This window comes from Acidimicrobiia bacterium (assembly GCA_029210695.1).
Taxonomy (GTDB): domain Bacteria; phylum Actinomycetota; class Acidimicrobiia; order Spongiisociales; family JAHEDJ01; genus JAHEDJ01.
In genome coordinates this window covers 1-16,294 of record JARGFH010000073.1, presented here as the reverse complement: position 1 = coordinate 16,294, position 16,294 = coordinate 1, and the positions used below count along the sequence as shown (strand labels likewise).

The window sequence follows — 16,294 nt, the reverse complement described above, 5'->3', positions numbered from 1 at the left end:
TCCCCGGCCCACTACCAACGATGTCCTGAACCCCATAGACGGTCTACAAACCGCCAACGATGTCCTGGACCTTCCCCGGTAGGCAGTAGGCAATTGGCCCAGACGTTCGGCCCCGATGATGCGGAGCCAATTGCCAATTGCCGGGGCCCTCGGAACGAATCCGAGGGCCCGTACGAGGCACGATGATGCGCTGGGATCAGTCGATCAGGTTGATGACGTTGAACATCGGCATGTAGAGCGAGATGAGCATTCCACCTACCGTCGCACCCAGCACGACGATAAGCAACGGCTCGATGAGACTGGTAAGGCCGTCGACCATCGTCTGCACTTCCTGGTCGTAGAAGGAGCCGATCTTCTCCAGCATCGTGTCCAATGCACCCGTCTCCTCACCGACGGCGATCATCTGGACCACCATCGGCGGGAAGATCTTGTGCGATTCGAGTGGCTTGGCGATCGACTCACCCTCACGAACGGACGCTTTGACGTCGAGAACCGCGGCCGACACAACGGCGTTGCCGCTCGTCTCGGCCACGATGTCCATCGCCTGGAGGATCGGAACGCCGGTCTTGGTGAGCGATGCCAGCGTATGAGCAAATCGGGCGATCGCCGTCTTGTGGACCAGATTGCCGAAGATCGGCAACTTCAGTTTGATCTTGTCGAAAGTGGTCCGTCCGGAGTCGGTCGCGATCCACCTTCGGAACATGAACAGTGACCCGACGGTCACGATCATGAGCGCCCACCAGTAGGAAGTGACGACTTTCGAGACGGCCAGCAACATCTTGGTCGGCACCGGCAACTCACCGCCGAGATCGGCATACAGATCCTCGAACATCGGCACGATGAACATCAACATGGCGGCTACGATCATGATCACGAGACCGAACACCGCGATCGGGTACATCATTGCCGATTTGATCTTCGCCCTCAGCTCGACCTGCGACTCGAGTGTGTCTGCGAGACGGACCAGTGTGTCATCCAACACACCGCCGACCTCACCGGCCTTCACCATCGAGGTGTAAAGGCGGTTGAAGGCTTTCGGGTGTTTCTCCATCGCCGCCGAGAGACTGGTCCCTCGTTCGACGTCGTTCTTCACCTCGATGATCGTCCTGGCAAAGGCCTTGTTGGGCGTCTGTTCGGCGAGGATATTCAACGCGCGTAGCAAAGAAAGGCCGGCGTTGATCATCGTGGCGAACTGCCGGGAGAAGATGGCGACCTCTTTCAGCTTGATCCGGTCGGTCAGGCCCGGAATCCGGATCTCCTTCTGGAGTGCCGAGTCCTTCTTCTCGTCTACCGCCAGCGGCTGAAAGCCTCGATCGCGCAACGCCTTGGTGACGGCCGATTGGGAGGACCCCTCCATCTCCCCCGAGTGGACCTGACCCTCACGATCTTTGACCTTGTATGCGAATGTCGTTGCCATGGTTCCTCCCTACGCAACCCTGCCGACCAGCCGCTGCAGGTCCTCGATGTCTGTGCACAGCTCTGAGGCGGTCTCAAAGGCGATCAAATGACGTTTCACGAGGTCGGCCAGTGATTGATCCATCGTCTGCATGCCATATCGTCCGCCGGCCTGCATCGCCGTGGTGATCTGGTGAATCTTTGCTTCACGAATCAGGTTGCGGATGGCAGGTGTGGCGACCATCACCTCGACCGCCGGCACCCGGCCGTCACGATTGCGGGTCGGCACCAGCTGCTGGGTGACGACCGCCTGGAGCGTCGACGCCAGCTGCACACGAACCTGCTCCTGCTGATGTGAAGGAAAGACGTCGACGATCCGGTCGATCGTCTGGGGGGCGTCCTGGGTGTGCAGCGTGGCAAACACCAGGTGCCCGGTCTCCGCCGCCGTCAGAGCCGTCGAGATCGTCTCGAGGTCACGAAGCTCACCGACCAGTATCACGTCCGGATCCTGGCGAAGGGCGTGCCGCAACGCGAACTGAAATCCCATCGTGTCGGCTCCGACCTCGCGCTGATTGACGATTGCCTTCTTGTGGGTGTGAAGGAACTCGATCGGATCCTCGACGGTGAGGATGTGACAGGCCCGGCGCGTGTTGATCATGTCGATGATCGCCGCCAGCGTCGTTGACTTCCCGGAACCTGTCGGCCCGGTCACGAGCACGAGGCCGCGCGGCATCTCCGCGAACTCACCGACAATCGGTGGGATGCCCAGGTCGGTGAGACTCTTGATCTGTTCTGGAATCGCGCGGAATACTGCTCCGATCGCGTCCCTCTGGAAGAAGACGTTGAGACGAAAGCGCCCTTGGCCTGGCAGCGGGTGGGAGGCATCGAGCTCGAGCGTCTCCTCGAGTTTCTCGCGCTGCTTCACCGTCAGGATGCCGTACAGCATGCGGCGCAGTTCTGCCGGTCGCATGATGCCGTGCTCCTCGAGACGGCGAAGTTGCCCGTGCACCCGGACCTGAGGAGGCGAGCCGGCAGTCAGATGGAGGTCCGATCCACCGACCTCGAGGAGGTAGCTCAGCAACGGGTTGACATGAAGTTCCGGTTCCGGGTCTTCGGTCACCTGGGCGACCAATCCCCCATCACCCGGGTGCCGGAGCACCGGGATGACCTCGGGTCCGTGCACAAAATCGATCGAACGTCCGATCCCATCTTTGGTCGCCAGCGCCAGCTTCACTTTCGATCCCACCAACTGCTCGAGGCGAGTGTGACGGTCGGGGTCGAAGGGATCGGCTACGGCGATGACGATGACATTGTCGGCGAATCGGACCGGCATCGCGATGAGCGACCGGGCGTCCGACGCTTCGAGTCTCTTGACGGCTTCCGGGTCGAGGAGTTCGTCATCGATCTCGACGTACTCCATACCGACGCGTTCAGCGACCGTACGCAGCAAGTCTTCCTCGCGGACGAACTTCTCGTCGACGAGGAGCTTGGCAAGCGGTATGCCGGACTCCTCCTCGCGCGGGAGGAGGAACTCGAGATCGTCCCTCGATAGCAGGCGCTGGTCGACCAGCAGCTCTCCAAGTTTTCGTGATGCCGAAGTCATTCCCACCTCTGTGTGTCACAAGTATGTCGGCATGCAATAGGTCGGTCTTGAGGAATAACGCGGCGTAATCGGCGGTAGGCGGTAGGCAGCTGTATGGCCGATGGCCGATGGTCAGGGTTACCCGCCCCCGGCTTCAACCGGGGGCCAATTGCCAATTGCCAATTGCGGATCGCCTAAACAACCACCCGCAAGATCTCTTCAATCGAGGTCTGACCCGTGCTGACCTTGATCAAGCCGTCCTGGCGAAGTGGTCGCATTCCCTGGGCAATGGCAATCTTCGCCAGATCTTCGGTCGAGCCACGCTCAACCGTCATCCTCTCGATCTCCTCAGACATCAGCATGAGTTCGTGGATCGCCAGCCGGCCGCGATAACCGGTGTTGCTGCACGCCGCGCAGCCTTTGGCCCGGTAGAGCTCGGGGATGTCTTCGCCGAGATCCTCGAATGGCCACCCAACGTCACGAAGAGCATCGAGCGTCGGTTCGTACGGTTCCTTGCATTGCTTGCACAGCCGCCGGGCCAGTCGTTGTCCGAGTACTGCGTCGATCGCCGATCCGACCAGGAAGGGCTCGACACCCATCTCTGTGAGGCGGGTCACGGCCGACGGCGCATCGTTGGTATGCAGTGTCGACAGCACGAGGTGGCCGGTGAGAGCCGACTCGATCGCGATCGTGGCCGTTTCCTTGTCGCGGATCTCACCGACCAGCATGATGTCGGGATCCTGTCGGAGGAAGGACCGAAGCGCGGACGCGAAGTTGAGTCCGGCTTTGCGGTTGACCTGCACCTGGCTGATGCCGCTGAGCCGGTACTCGACTGGATCCTCAACGGTGACAATGTTCACCTCGGGCTTGTTCAACACATTGAGCGTGGCATACAGCGTCGTCGATTTTCCGGAACCGGTCGGGCCGGTCACCAGGATCGTCCCGTACGGCTTCGAAAAGGCTTCCGCGTAGCGAGCTTCAGTATCCGGCAGGAAGCCGAGATCGTCGAGTTGGAGCAACGCCTGGGACGTATCGAGGATACGCATGACGACCTTCTCGCCGTAGATGGTCGGCAGGGTCGAAACACGCAAGTCGATCGAACGTCGCCCGACCTTCAAGCTGATGCGGCCATCCTGGGGACGTCTGCGTTCAGAGATGTCGATATCTGCCATGATCTTCAGACGGCTGACCACTGCGTTCATGATGGAGCGCGGGGTACGCATGATCTCGTGCAGCACACCATCGATCCGGTAGCGCACCCGCAGATCACGTTCGGTCGGCTCAATGTGGATGTCCGAGGCTCGATCAGCGGCGGCCTTGGAAATCAGCATATTGACGAGTTTGACGACGGGCGCGTCTTCGGTGGCCGCCTCGACGGAGGCAAGGTCCTGCGCTTCGATGTCGTCCTGTCCGGCGAAATCGGCCAGATCGGAAACCGAATCCTCCAGGCCGGCGACACCGCCGATCGCGCGCTCCACATCGGAACGAGTGGCGACCCGCGGCAAGACGTCTCGGCCGGTGAGCGCACGGATGTCGTCGATGGCGAGCACGTTGGCCGGATCCGCCATCGCCACGATGAGGGCATCACCCTCAAAGGCGATGGGCAGGGCGGCGTAGCGCCTGGCCAGGGTCTCGGGAATCAGGGCGGCGGCCGCGGGGTCAACGGTTACCGCATTGAGGTCGACGAACTCGATTCCGATGTGCTTGGCGAGGGCACGAACGAGATCGGACTCCTCAACGAGACCTTCCTCGACCAGGACGCGACCGAGCGGACGCCCGGTCTCCTCCTGGAGAGCCATACCCGTCTCCAGGGTTTCGGGAGTTACCAGACCTTCGTCAAGAAGAAGGGTTCCCAGGTGCCCCGTGTCCCGGCTCACAGATACTCCTACTCCGTCAGATCGCTGAGCTCACGAGCAAGTGCACCGAGACCGCGGCGCCGACCGAGCGTCCGCTCGGTTCCTTCTGAGCTCTCGTTTTCGGTCTCGCCGCTGAACCCGCTCAACACGCTTTGCAGCAACTCGGCGTCGTCGTCTACGTCGGGGTCCGCGTCGACTTCCTCTTCGGCGGCTGCCGAGTCGTCGCCGGGTCGAAGGATCGTGATCTCATCGGGTGTCTCTTCGTCGGAGGGGTGCGAGGACTCTGCTTCCTCAACAGCGGCTTCACCCTCTCCGTACGAGTACCGGGCAGGAGCAAGTTGGTCTACGACCTCGAGGAGGCCCTGGCGAACCATTTGGGCCATGACCTGAGCTATTTGGAAGTCGGTGGAACCCAACCGGGCGGCGACCTCTTCGACCGTCCCCTGGCCATTGAGCGCCGAGAGGAGCCGCCAGGTATCGACGGTGATCGTGACCTCCCTGGCCTCCTCCGGGAGGACGTGGACCATCCGCAGTCTGAAGTTGACTCCGGGGATGACCTCTTCAATCAGGCGCCATTGTGCGATCCGCTTCTCGGCCTCGTCGAGGCACACCTCGATATTGATCTGCTGTTCGGTCGGGTAATGCGGCCCGACATCTTCTCCGAAGTCGAAAGTTCCATGGCCCGGACGGCTGAGCCGGAACAGTACATCAGTGATCTGTTCGGAGATGAACCGGGTCAAATCCTCCCGAGCGAAGCCGTCGGTGAGCACCTCGGCGATCCCGCGTTCACGTCGCTCGACGTGTTTCCATCCGGCCTCGTCGACCATGCCGGCCGACATGAGATCGGCTCGAAGATCCTGGTCGCGGCGGGTAGTTGCATAGGTCATCCAACCCTCAGTCAGATACACCTTGCCCTGTAGCCCTCCTGCATCGATCCGGAGGCAGCCCGACTTGCGCGACCGTGCCAGCATTCGAAGTACCTCGGGCAGAGGGATTGATTCGAGCGTCCCTGTCAACGCCATAGTTCTACTCCTCGAGTTGACCCCATCCCCCGAAACTTCGGCGTCAGGATCACCACCCTTGAGCGATTTGCGCGGCCCGGAGCATGACATCGAAGGGGGCCGGTCGCCCCGACCACGCCTCAAAGGACAGGGCCGCCTGAGCAACGAGCATGTCGAGTCCGTCGGCAGCCGGTAAACCCAGAGTTCGGGCTGCAATCACAGCCGGAGTCGGCAGCAGTCCGTATGCCATGTCGAAGACACCATCTGACTGTGCTACGAGACCGGTTGGAAGGGTCTCATTGTGCATGCCTAGCGGCGTGGCGTTCACCACGACCGCTCCGGGCACGGACGTTGCCCATGGAACAATCGTGGCGGGTACGGCGAGACGATCGAGTAGTCCGGCCAGTCGGGATTTCGACCGGGCAGAGATGAAGATCTCCCTCTCACCCAGGGCCACGAGTGCCGCGGCGGCTGCGCCGCCCGCGCCGAGGATCAGCACGGATCCGGTCGGCAGATTTCGCCGACTCCATACCTGACGAATTGCCGGAATGTCGGTGGACAGCCCGACCACCGCCCCGTCAACATGAACCAGGGTGTTTACCGCTTCCGCTCGCATTGCGTCACCCTCGACTCGATCCGCCAGTTCGAATGCCCGGTGCTTGTGCGGCATCGTCACATTGACGCCGGAGAAGCGTCCGGTCCGGAGGTCGTCCAGAATCGCCGGCAGACCTGCTGCGTCGACCCGGATTGCCGTGTAGCCGGCATCGATGCCGAGCTCATCAAAAGCCGCCTGATGAATCGCCGGGGAGAGCGAGTGGGCAACCGGATCGCCGATGACCGCGTAGGCGGCCGTCATGGGAGGACTCCGTCCTCCTTGGCCTGATTCTTGTGGTTGAGGAACTCGTCGTAGTCGGCTGTGAACGAGTGCGTGCCGTCGAGGCTGGTCAGTACGTAATAGAGATAGTCGACCGCGGCGGGAGCCGCAGCAGCCGCCAACGACGCCCGACCCGGTCCGCCGATCGGGGTCGGGGGCAATCCCGGCTGACCGTACGTGTTGTATGGAGAGGCAACTTCGAGATCGGCAAGCGTCAGCCCGGTCCGGCGCTCACCCAGCGCATACAGAACCGTCGCGTCGATCTGGAGCGCCATTCCGATGGCCATCCGGTTCCTCACCACGGCAGACACGAGGGGGCGTTCATCGTTGACGCGGGTCTCCGCTTCGACCAACGAGGCAATGATGATGCCCTCGTACGTGGTGGAGCCGGCTGCTTCGAGGGCCGACCAGTCGATGTCCGCCACTCGCCGTTCCATGGTGCTAGCCAGCAGTCCGAGGATCACTTCCGGCCCGGATTCCGCCAGGAATTCGTAGGTGTCGGGGAAGAGTAGACCCTCCCACTGCTGGAGGTTCCCTGGTTGGCCGTCCGGATAGAGAGACGTGGTAACCGACCCGTCGAGCAGCACTTCTGCGAGCTCAGCACTGGTGAAGCGGGTCTGTTCTGCGATCCGATCCAGTATTTCGTCGATCCGGAGACCTTCCTGAACGGTGATCCAGTAGGTGTCCACAATCGGCCCCCGTCTCAGCGCTGTGATCACGTCGTCGTTGGTCATGCCGGTGACCAGCTCATATTCACCCGCTCTGAGTTCGGCTCCGGCTCCTGCCAGGCGGACGGCGGCTTCGAACTGCAAAGATGATTCAACGACTCCGCGCGAGGCAAGGAGTTCACCGATCGTGCGGGCCGACGCCCCTTCGGGAATTTCGATTGCGATCGGCTCGCCGGCGTCAACCGGCGGAGCGGTGACCTCATCCCCTCCCCCACCCGTGATCCCGCTCACCCAATCGGCTGCGGCTTTTGCACCGAACACGGCCGCTGCGGCGATAATCAGAATCGTGACAACGACACTGATTGACCGGTTGGAACGACGCGGCTCATCCAGGTCCGGATCGGGATCATACGATTCGTGCGTCATGTTCTGTCCAGGTAGTGCTGAAGCATTACCGCCGCCGCCACTTGATCTATGAGCTGCCGGCGCCGGCGACGTCGCACGTTAGCCTCTATGAGCGACGACTCAGCCGTGCGAGTCGTGAATCGCTCGTCGGAGAGCTCGACGGGCAGTCCGGTCGCCGCTGCGATTCGTCCGGCCAAATCACGGGCCGCTTCCGCCGACGGCCCCTCATAGCCCGACAGGGACACAGGTAACCCGACGACGACCCTTTCGACTTCGCGCTCCCTGGCAATCTCGGCGATAGCGGCGACGACGTCGACTGCCGCCGCGTCGAGCACGCTGTGACCTCGGGCAGTTATGTGCAGCGGATCGGACAGGGCCACTCCCACCCGGCGCGTTCCATAGTCGACTCCCATGATGCGCGACAGGTCAGAGCCCCCTGAGCGCCTTGCCCACGGTTTCCCGGACGAGGTCGAGTGAGGCGGGCATGGACTTCCCGGCCGGACCGCCCGCCTGGGCGAGTTCCGGATCCCGACTCCCTCCGCCTCCGAGAAGCCGGGCGGCCGGAGCAATCAGCTCTGCAGCCGACAGCCCGCGGGCGACGAGGTCGCTCGACACGGCGGCCACCAGAGCACCTTTGCCTTCATTGACCGAACCGACGATCACGACCCCGGACCCCAAGCGGTCGCGCGCCTGGATGGCCAGCGCTCGCATGGCGTCAGGCGGCATATCCCGATGGTCGAGCACGACAAAAGCGGCATCACCGACCTTCTCGGCTGCGGCGGCGGCGTCGCCGGCCAGGTCGGACCGAACTCGGTCGGCCATCCGCGCAACCTCTGACTCGAGTTCCTTGTTCCGCTCAATCAGCTGTTGCACCCTGACGGGCACCTCGGATGGAGTCGAGCGCAACAGGCGACCGGAGGTGGTGAGGGAGTCACGGACGCCGACCAGATGCGCATAGGCACTGGTGCCGGTGAGCGCCTCGACCCGCCGCATGTTCGAACCTATCGAGGATTCACCGGTAACGATGAGCGGCCCAACCTGCCCGGCGGCCCGAGTGTGAGTGCCACCACAGAATTCTGTGGAGAATTCGCCTACCTTGACCACGCGGACGGTGTCACCGTACTTGTCGCCGAAGAAAGCGATCGCACCCATCGCCTGCGCCTCGTCCTTGGTTGATTCGACCGTCTGAACCGCAGAGTTGGCGATGATCTTCTCGTTGGCAAGTCGCTCGACTTCTGTGAGCTGTTCTTCGGTGAGCGCGGCGAAATGGTTGACGTCAAAGCGCAGCCGCCCGGCTTCCACTAGCGAACCGGCCTGCTTGACGTGATCGCCGACGACGTCACGCAGAGCCCAGTGGAGAATATGAGTTCCGGTGTGGCTCTTTCGTATCTTCTCTCGACGGGGCGAATCGATGGCTGTCTCGACATCCTGGCCGACCTGGAGGAACCCGGAGGCGATCTTGCCGCGATGAGCGTAGAGGCCCTGTACCGCGTGCTGGACATCGCCGACTGACAGGACTCCGGTCTCCGTCCCGACACGGCCGACGTCGCCCACTTGCCCACCGGCCTCGGCATAGAACGGCGTGCGATCGAGAAACAACTCCACCTCATCGCCCTGGTCGGCACGATCCACCGGTTCACCGTGTCGAAGGATGGCAAGAATCCGGCCGTCGGCGGCTTCGAGCTCATACCCCAGGAAGGCGGTGAGGCCAACATCGTCGAGGATTCGCCGGTAGAGGTCTTCGGCGGCTGCCTCTTCTCCACCCTTCCAGGCTGCCCTGGCACGCTCTCTCTGCTGTTTCATCGCCGCATCGAATCCGCTCTCGTCGACCGCGTATCCTCGCTCGGCGGCTATTTCCTTCGTCAATTCGATCGGGAACCCGTATGTATCGTGCAGCTTGAAGGCCACACCACCTTCGAGTTCGCTTCCTTCGCCCAGACCCGCCAGCTCGGTGTCCAGGAGGTTATGACCGCTCTCCAACGTTTTGCGGAACCTGCCTTCCTCGCGCGAGACGATGTCGAGAATGAAGTCCTGCTGATCGACGAGGGTGGGATAGGCCTCGCCCATGATCTCGACCGTGGTAGACACGAGCTGCGGTGTGACCAGATTCTCGCTGCCGAGTTGCCAGGCATGCCGTACGGCACGCCTGAGGAGGCGCCTCAGCACATAACCGCGCCCCTCGTTTGAGGGCACTACGCCATCGGCGATCAGGAAGGTGACGGCTCGCCCATGGTCGGCCAGCACCCGTAGGGAGACGTCGGTCAGTTCGTCCGTACCATAGGTCGCCCGGCAGGCCGCCGCCCCGGCGCCGAGGAGTGGGCGAACGATGTCCGTGTCGAAGACCGTATCCGCCCCTTGGAGGACCATCGCCATGCGGTCGAGTCCCATGCCGGTGTCGATGCTCTTGGCCGGCAGATCGCCGATAACGTGATACGGCTCATCCTGGACGTTCTGCATGAAGACGAGGTTCCAGATTTCAACGAAGCGTTCCTCTCCACCGCCGATCGGGCCACCCGGTTCGCCCCAGCGTTCACCACGGTCCACGAAGATCTCTGAACTCGGACCGCACGGTCCCGGAACGCCCATTTGCCAGAAGTTGTCTTTGCCGCCTCTCTGAACCCGGTCGGAGGGGACGCCAACCTGATCGATCCAGATGCGGGCCGCTTCGTCGTCCGTGTCGTATACGGTGAACCAGAGCCGCTCCGGATCAATGCCGAAGACCTCCGTGACGAGTTCATAGCTCCACGGAATAGCCCGTTCCTTGAAGTAGTCACCGAAGCTGAAGTTGCCCAGCATCTCGAAAAACGAGAAGTGACGCGTGGTCGTCCCGATGATGTCGATGTCGGTCGTGCGTGCACATTTCTGAATCGAGGCTGCACGCAAATACGGCGGAGTTTCCTCGCCGAGGAAATACGGCTTGAAAGGAACCATGCCGGCGCTGGTCAGCAGCAGAGTCGGGTCGACCGGAATGAGCGAGGCCGACGGACGAACGACATGGTCCCGCTCTTCAAAGAACGACAGGAACGACCGGCGAATCTCATTGCTGTTCATGGGAGCTACAGGTTAGCCCCTGTCGGATCAACGGCCCTCAGCCATTCTCCCGCAGCAGCCGACCACGCTGAAACGGTCGCCGATCACATCTCACGGCCGCAAACTACGAGATCCCGCCTCCAGTAGGTCCGCAACGCTCCCGGCCGCCGCTCTAGCCAGGTTGGCCGGCGTGAGACGTTGGCGCGCCCTGCGCAGCCTGGTGACGACCCAGGCGGAACCACCGACTCCGGCAGCTATACCCAGCGAGAACCAGCGGGTGCGACGCAGCATGGCCGGCAGCCTAACGATTCTGCCGGTTGAGGCGTCCGAGTTGTCGATCCCAGGCGGCCAGGCGGTCGGCGATTTCCTGTTCGCGGCCTTCGATCTCCGGAAGGTAGATCAGATCGCCGGCCAGCACATCCGGGAGATACTGCTGGGCGACGATGTGTCCCGGATAGTCGTGGGGATAGCGGTAGCCGGCACCATGGCCGAGTCGCTGTGCTCCTGCGTAGTGGGCGTCTCTCAAATGGGCGGGCACCTGCGCACCCGGATGGTCTTCGACTGCCTGTCTGGCGCGCCCCATCGCCTGCGTGACCGAGTTGGATTTCGGTGCGGTCGCCAGGTAGACCGCCGTCTGGCTGAGTGCGTACGAGGCCTCCGGGAGACCGACGACCTGAAGTGCGTCGAAGCCCGCCACCGCCAGCGCCAGAGCCGACGGGTCGGCGAGGCCGACGTCCTCAGAGGCGAAGATGATCATCCGGCGGGCAATGAACTCAGGATCCTCTCCTGCGCCCAGCATCATGTGTAACCAGTACATTGCCGCATCGGGATCCGATCCTCGCATCGACTTGATGAAGGCGGAGATGATGTCGTAGTGCTGATCACCCGATTTGTCGTACCGGATGATCCGGCGTTGCAGAGATTCCTCGATGTCGGAATCCTCGATGACGGTCGAGTCGCGCGCCGAGGCAACGTGTCGCGCCATCTCGAGTGCGTTGAGTGCGAGACGGGCGTCTCCGCCGGTTCGCTCGGCGAGCGCTGATGCTGCCTGATCGGAGATGTCTTGTCCGCTGGTTCCGAGTCCACGCGTCGGATCGGCGACTGCCCGTCGAATCAGTTCGGTCAGATCGCCCGGCGTGAGCGCTTCCAAGCGGAACAGCGTGCACCGGCTGATCAGCGGTGAGTTGACTTCGAAGAACGGGTTCTCGGTTGTTGCCCCAATGAGGATGACCGTCCCGTCTTCAACCCCCGGCAAGAGCGCGTCCTGTTGGGATTTGGTGAACCGGTGAATCTCATCGAGGAACAGCACCGTGCGCCGCTCATCGGTCTCGAGACGGTGTCGTGCCCGCTGGAGGACCTCACGAACGTCTTTCACTCCGGCTGAGACCGCCGAGAGCTGCTCGAAGGCCGCCGAGGTCTCGCTGGCGACGAGACGGGCGAGCGTCGTTTTTCCGGTGCCCGGCGGACCCCACAGGATCATCGAAACCGGCCGACCTTCCTCGACCATCGAGCGGAAGGCTGCCCCGCGTTCGAGCAGGTGCTGCTGACCGACTACTTCATCGAGCGTCGCCGGCCGCATCCGCGCCGGAAGCGGAGCGACGGCTGAAAGACGCGCGGCCCGCTGTGGGGCGAAGAGATCGTCTTGCATCAGACCGTCCGATCGCTCGTCGACAGGTTCGCGTACCGGGTACCCGGCACCTGGTACCCGATGCCCATCAGTCAGTCGTCCTCCTCGCCGGATAGCTCCGCACGCACGTCCGGGCGGAGGTCGATACCGAGCTCTATCAGCTGGAAGTCATCGACCTGCGTTGGTGACTCGGTGAGAGGATCGGTACCCGTCTGCGTTTTCGGGAACGGGATGACGTCGCGGATGCTCTGTTCTCCCTGAAGTATTGCCAGCAGACGATCGATGCCGACGGCGAATCCGGCATGAGGAGGCGTCCCATAACGCAGCGCCTTGATGAACCAGCCGAAGCGGCTCTCCGCCTCCCGAGCTGATATCCCCAGGACCTCGAAAACCTGCTTCTGGACCTCGGGGTCGTGGATCCTGACGCTGCCGGACCCCAGTTCGCTTCCGTTGAGTACCAGGTCGTAGGCCTTCGAGACTGCCTCCCTGGGGTTGTCGCGCATTTCCGAAACGCTGACCGGCGACGTGAACGGATGATGGGCGGGCGCCAGGTCCCCACCCTCGGTCTCTTCGAACACCGGGAAATCAACGACCCAGAGGAAACTGAGATCGTCGTGTCCTTTGGGACGGCCCAGATCGAGTCGCAACTGCCCGAGCACCCGACCGACAATCTTCGCTTGATCCGCCGCGATGAGCAGCGTGTCGCCGGGTGAGGCCGCCAGGCAGGAGGAAATATCGCCCATTTCGAGGTCTGTCAGGAATTTCGCAACGGGCGAGCGAAGCGCACCATCGTCCTCGACCACCATCCACACCAGTCCCCCGGCACCGAGTTCCTGTGCCCGAGCCACAAGGCCGTCGAGGCCGGACCGAGACAACCCCAGTGGGCCGGCGTTGATACCGCGCACGACACCGCCGGCCTCGAGGGCGCCGCCGAATGCACGAAACCCGCTCTTGGCAACGGCGTCACCGAGGTCGATGATCTCCATTCCGAACCGCAGATCAGGCTTGTCGGTGCCGTAGCGGGCCATCGAGTCCGCATAGGTCAGGCGCGGGAATGGGCGCGACAATTGCACACCCCGTGCCTGCGCCACAACGGAAACGATTACCTGTTCGAGCGTGTCGAGAACCCCCTCCTGTCCCCAGAAGGCTCCCTCGATGTCGAGTTGGGTGAACTCCAGTTGCCGGTCACTGCGAAGGTCTTCATCGCGATAGCAGCGGGCGATCTGGTAATAACGATCGACACCGCCGACCATCAGGAGTTGCTTGAACAGCTGCGGCGATTGCGGGAGCGCGTAGAACGTTCCTTTGCTGAGGCGGCTCGGAACCAGCATGTCGCGGGCACCTTCGGGCGTCGAGCGAATCAGCGTCGGGGTCTCGATTTCGAGGAAACCCAGTTCATCGAGGGTTTGCCGCATGGCCCGGACCGCGCTCGACCGGGCACGGAGGTTCGCAGCCATACGCGGCCGGCGCAGGTCGAGGTAGCGATATTGGAGTCGGATCCGCTCGTCGATCTCGATCCGGTCGTTGATCATGAACGGCAAGGCATCCGCGGTGCTGAGCACCCGTATGTCGCCGGCAACGACTTCAACCTCACCGGTTGCCATCTCGGAGTTCTTGGTTCCTTCCGGGCGGACCCGAACCTCACCGGCCACGGAAACGGTGTACTCCATCTTGAGGTCGCCGGCAGCATGTAGTTGCTCGGGATCAACGACGACCTGCACCAGACCCGATGCGTCACGAAGATCGAAGAAGATGATCCCGCCGTGGTCACGTCGCCGATCCACCCACCCGGCCAATCGAACATGATCGCCGATGCGCTCGGACGTCAGCGTGCCGGCGTAGTCGCTTCTCAACGGTTGCTCTTCGCCCATGCGGCGACCTCCTCGACACTGACTTCTGTTTGCGTACTGGTTGCCAGGTTCCTCACGATGACCCGACCTTGACCCCACTCGTCACCGACGACGGCAACTCCTGCCGACTTCCTGCGGTCGGCGGCCCGGAATTGCGCCTTAACCGATCGTTGTTCGGGTGCCATGTCGACCCGGACCCCGGCGCGGCGCAGATCAGAGACGAACCGCGCCGCGGTTTCACGCCGTTCGGGGGAAGCAACGACCACGAAGAGGTCGAGTGGAACGATATCTGATCCATCCTCTCCTGCGGCCAGCAGAATCCGGTCGATACCCATTGCCAGGCCGACGCCGGGCACCGGCGAACCTCCGAGAGTCTCGGCGAGACCGTCATAGCGACCTCCGCCTCCCACCGCGTTCTGGGCGGCATCAAAGCCGGTGGCGATGTACTCGAACGCAGTGCGCGTGTAATAGTCGAGGCCGCGCACGAGGCGCGACTCGAGGCGGAAGGGAATCCCGGTGCCACCGAGCCGAACCTGAACGGCGTCGAAGTGCTTCCGGCACGGATCGCACAGAAAGTCCACTGCGTTGGGCGCATCGGTGAGTTGAGGCGCACAAATCTTGCAGTCGAGAACGCGGAGGGGATTTGTGTCAAGCGTTCGCAGGCTGTCATCGCAGAGGGCATCTCGTTTGCTGTTGAGGTAGGCGCGCAACACGTCGAGGTAAGCCGGCCGGCACTCTGCGTCACCGATCGAGTTCAGCGCCACCTCCACCTCGTCGAATCCGACTTCCTCGAGGAACCGGTACCCGATCTCTATCACTTCGGCATCGGCATCGGGCGCGGCCGTCGCCAGATACTCGACACCTGTCTGATAGAACTGGCGACGACGTCCCGCCTGTGGTCGCTCGTAGCGAAACATGGGGCCTGAATAGGCGAGCTTCACTTCGCCCCGGGCGCCCGAGCCGAGGTAGGCGCGTACGACGGAGGCAGTGCCCTCAGGTCGAAGCGTGAGCGAACGTCCCCCCTTGTCCTCGAATGTGTACATCTGTTTCTGCACCACTTCAGTCGATTCTCCGACCCCACGGGCAAAGACCTCGGTCGATTCGAATATAGGGCCGATCACCAGGTCGTAGCCGTAGCGTTCGGCGAGGCCCTCCCAGACCATGAGAACTCTGCGCCAGGCGCGGGACGCAGGCGGGAAGATGTCGTCGGTGCCTTTCGGCGGGCTGAAGTTCATAGCGGTTCAGATCTGAAGGAAGGGGTTCAAGCGGCGTTCGCGGGAAAGGGTAGTCGCCGGTCCGTGACCCGGATGCACGATTACATCGTCACCGAGGGGCAGGACCTTCCTGGCCATACTGTCCATGAGCGTGTCGAAATCTCCGCCCGGCAGGTCGGTCCGTCCGATCGACCCGGCGAAGAGCTGATCGCCGGAGAAGAGAATCCCCTCCTCGGCGAGCAGGAAACAGCAGTGGCCCGGCGTATGACCGGGAGTGTGGAGAACCTGGAGCGTCAGCCCCGCGATCTCCAAATCTTGACCATCGACGAGATCGAGGCGGCGTTCGGGAGGGGCGAAGTCGCCGGGTGGGGCCATCCCGAACAGCATCCTCAATTGCTGCTCGGGATGCAGGGTCAAGAAATCATCGTCTGGATGAACGTACACCGCCAGCTCCCGCTCGTGGGCCAAGGGTCCGGCTCCTCCCATGTGATCGATATGGCCGTGGGTGAGGAGCACGGCTACCGGGAAGAGATCATGGTCGGCGAGCAACCGCCCGATGCCGTCCGGATCGGGTGGAGCATCGATGATCAGTGCCGGACCGCCGGAGTCGGCGGCAATCACATAGGTGTTGGTCTCGGCGACCCACAGCGAGCGAGATTCCAGGAGCATGGAGGAGGCAGGCTAGCGGCCGGGGCCTCGGGACCCTTCGCCACGGACTAGGTGGCTGCCGAAAAAGTTGGTGGTTGTGGGTCGGGGGTGCTCGCGTTCGAGGTCGTTTTCGGTCACACTGGA

Annotated in this window: 13 protein-coding genes; all 13 read right to left on the bottom strand. The window is 62.7% G+C overall.

Annotated elements, in window-relative coordinates:
* Positions 1-196: 196 nt before the first annotated feature.
* Positions 197-1,417 (bottom strand): type II secretion system F family protein, encoded by a 1,221-nt coding sequence (locus tag P1T08_16390; protein MDF1597659.1) that lies wholly within the window; start codon positions 1,415-1,417, stop codon positions 197-199.
* Between the two features lie 9 nt (positions 1,418-1,426).
* The gene (locus tag P1T08_16385) at positions 1,427-2,998 is read right to left on the bottom strand and encodes a PilT/PilU family type 4a pilus ATPase (GenBank protein ID MDF1597658.1); all 1,572 of its coding nucleotides are present in this window, start codon (positions 2,996-2,998) and stop codon (positions 1,427-1,429) included.
* Between the two features lie 173 nt (positions 2,999-3,171).
* On the bottom strand, positions 3,172-4,854 hold the full coding sequence (locus P1T08_16380; protein MDF1597657.1) for an ATPase, T2SS/T4P/T4SS family: 1,683 nt from the start codon (positions 4,852-4,854) through the stop codon (positions 3,172-3,174).
* Between the two features lie 8 nt (positions 4,855-4,862).
* A complete protein-coding gene (locus P1T08_16375) occupies positions 4,863-5,855 on the bottom strand; it encodes a DUF4388 domain-containing protein (protein MDF1597656.1) in 993 nt (330 codons plus the stop codon).
* 49 nt (positions 5,856-5,904) lie between these two features.
* Positions 5,905-6,690 carry a shikimate dehydrogenase gene (locus P1T08_16370; GenBank protein MDF1597655.1) on the bottom strand — a complete coding sequence of 262 codons (786 nt, stop codon included), beginning with the start codon at positions 6,688-6,690 and terminating at the stop codon, positions 5,905-5,907.
* Positions 6,687-7,802 (bottom strand): endolytic transglycosylase MltG, encoded by a 1,116-nt coding sequence (mltG, locus tag P1T08_16365; GenBank protein ID MDF1597654.1) that lies wholly within the window; start codon positions 7,800-7,802, stop codon positions 6,687-6,689. The genes P1T08_16370 and mltG overlap by 4 nt, the downstream gene beginning before the upstream one ends.
* Positions 7,799-8,194: a Holliday junction resolvase RuvX gene (gene ruvX / locus P1T08_16360; GenBank protein MDF1597653.1), complete on the bottom strand. Its 396-nt coding sequence runs from the start codon at positions 8,192-8,194 to the stop codon at positions 7,799-7,801. The genes mltG and ruvX overlap by 4 nt, the downstream gene beginning before the upstream one ends.
* A gap of 13 nt (positions 8,195-8,207) precedes the next feature.
* Positions 8,208-10,832 (bottom strand): alanine--tRNA ligase, encoded by a 2,625-nt coding sequence (alaS, locus tag P1T08_16355; protein MDF1597652.1) that lies wholly within the window; start codon positions 10,830-10,832, stop codon positions 8,208-8,210.
* 90 nt (positions 10,833-10,922) lie between these two features.
* Positions 10,923-11,102 carry a hypothetical protein gene (locus P1T08_16350; protein MDF1597651.1) on the bottom strand — a complete coding sequence of 60 codons (180 nt, stop codon included), beginning with the start codon at positions 11,100-11,102 and terminating at the stop codon, positions 10,923-10,925.
* 10 nt (positions 11,103-11,112) lie between these two features.
* Positions 11,113-12,459 carry a replication-associated recombination protein A gene (locus P1T08_16345; GenBank protein MDF1597650.1) on the bottom strand — a complete coding sequence of 449 codons (1,347 nt, stop codon included), beginning with the start codon at positions 12,457-12,459 and terminating at the stop codon, positions 11,113-11,115.
* Positions 12,460-12,530: 71 nt separating this feature from the next.
* A complete protein-coding gene (aspS, locus tag P1T08_16340) occupies positions 12,531-14,309 on the bottom strand; it encodes an aspartate--tRNA ligase (protein MDF1597649.1) in 1,779 nt (592 codons plus the stop codon).
* Complete coding sequence (gene hisS / locus P1T08_16335) at positions 14,288-15,523, bottom strand: histidine--tRNA ligase (protein MDF1597648.1); 1,236 nt, start codon at positions 15,521-15,523, stop codon at positions 14,288-14,290. Before hisS ends, aspS begins: the two co-directional genes overlap by 22 nt.
* 6 nt (positions 15,524-15,529) lie before the next feature.
* On the bottom strand, positions 15,530-16,171 hold the full coding sequence (locus tag P1T08_16330; GenBank protein ID MDF1597647.1) for an MBL fold metallo-hydrolase: 642 nt from the start codon (positions 16,169-16,171) through the stop codon (positions 15,530-15,532).
* Positions 16,172-16,294 lie beyond the last annotated feature (123 nt).

What these genes read in the sequence shown, in the direction of transcription:
- P1T08_16390 (MDF1597659.1), bottom strand. Translation starts at nt 1,417, where the DNA reads ATGGCAACGACATTCGCATACAAGGTCAAAGATCGTGAGGGTCAGGTC.
- P1T08_16385 (MDF1597658.1), bottom strand. Translation starts at nt 2,998, where the DNA reads ATGACTTCGGCATCACGAAAACTTGGAGAGCTGCTGGTCGACCAGCGC.
- P1T08_16375 (MDF1597656.1), bottom strand. Translation starts at nt 5,855, where the DNA reads ATGGCGTTGACAGGGACGCTCGAATCAATCCCTCTGCCCGAGGTACTT.
- P1T08_16370 (MDF1597655.1), bottom strand. Translation starts at nt 6,690, where the DNA reads ATGACGGCCGCCTACGCGGTCATCGGCGATCCGGTTGCCCACTCGCTC.
- mltG (MDF1597654.1), bottom strand. Translation starts at nt 7,802, where the DNA reads ATGACGCACGAATCGTATGATCCCGATCCGGACCTGGATGAGCCGCGT.
- ruvX (MDF1597653.1), bottom strand. Translation starts at nt 8,194, where the DNA reads ATGGGAGTCGACTATGGAACGCGCCGGGTGGGAGTGGCCCTGTCCGAT.
- alaS (MDF1597652.1), bottom strand. Translation starts at nt 10,832, where the DNA reads ATGAACAGCAATGAGATTCGCCGGTCGTTCCTGTCGTTCTTTGAAGAG.
- P1T08_16350 (MDF1597651.1), bottom strand. Translation starts at nt 11,102, where the DNA reads ATGCTGCGTCGCACCCGCTGGTTCTCGCTGGGTATAGCTGCCGGAGTC.
- P1T08_16345 (MDF1597650.1), bottom strand. Translation starts at nt 12,459, where the DNA reads ATGCAAGACGATCTCTTCGCCCCACAGCGGGCCGCGCGTCTTTCAGCC.
- aspS (MDF1597649.1), bottom strand. Translation starts at nt 14,309, where the DNA reads ATGGGCGAAGAGCAACCGTTGAGAAGCGACTACGCCGGCACGCTGACG.
- hisS (MDF1597648.1), bottom strand. Translation starts at nt 15,523, where the DNA reads ATGAACTTCAGCCCGCCGAAAGGCACCGACGACATCTTCCCGCCTGCG.
- P1T08_16330 (MDF1597647.1), bottom strand. Translation starts at nt 16,171, where the DNA reads ATGCTCCTGGAATCTCGCTCGCTGTGGGTCGCCGAGACCAACACCTAT.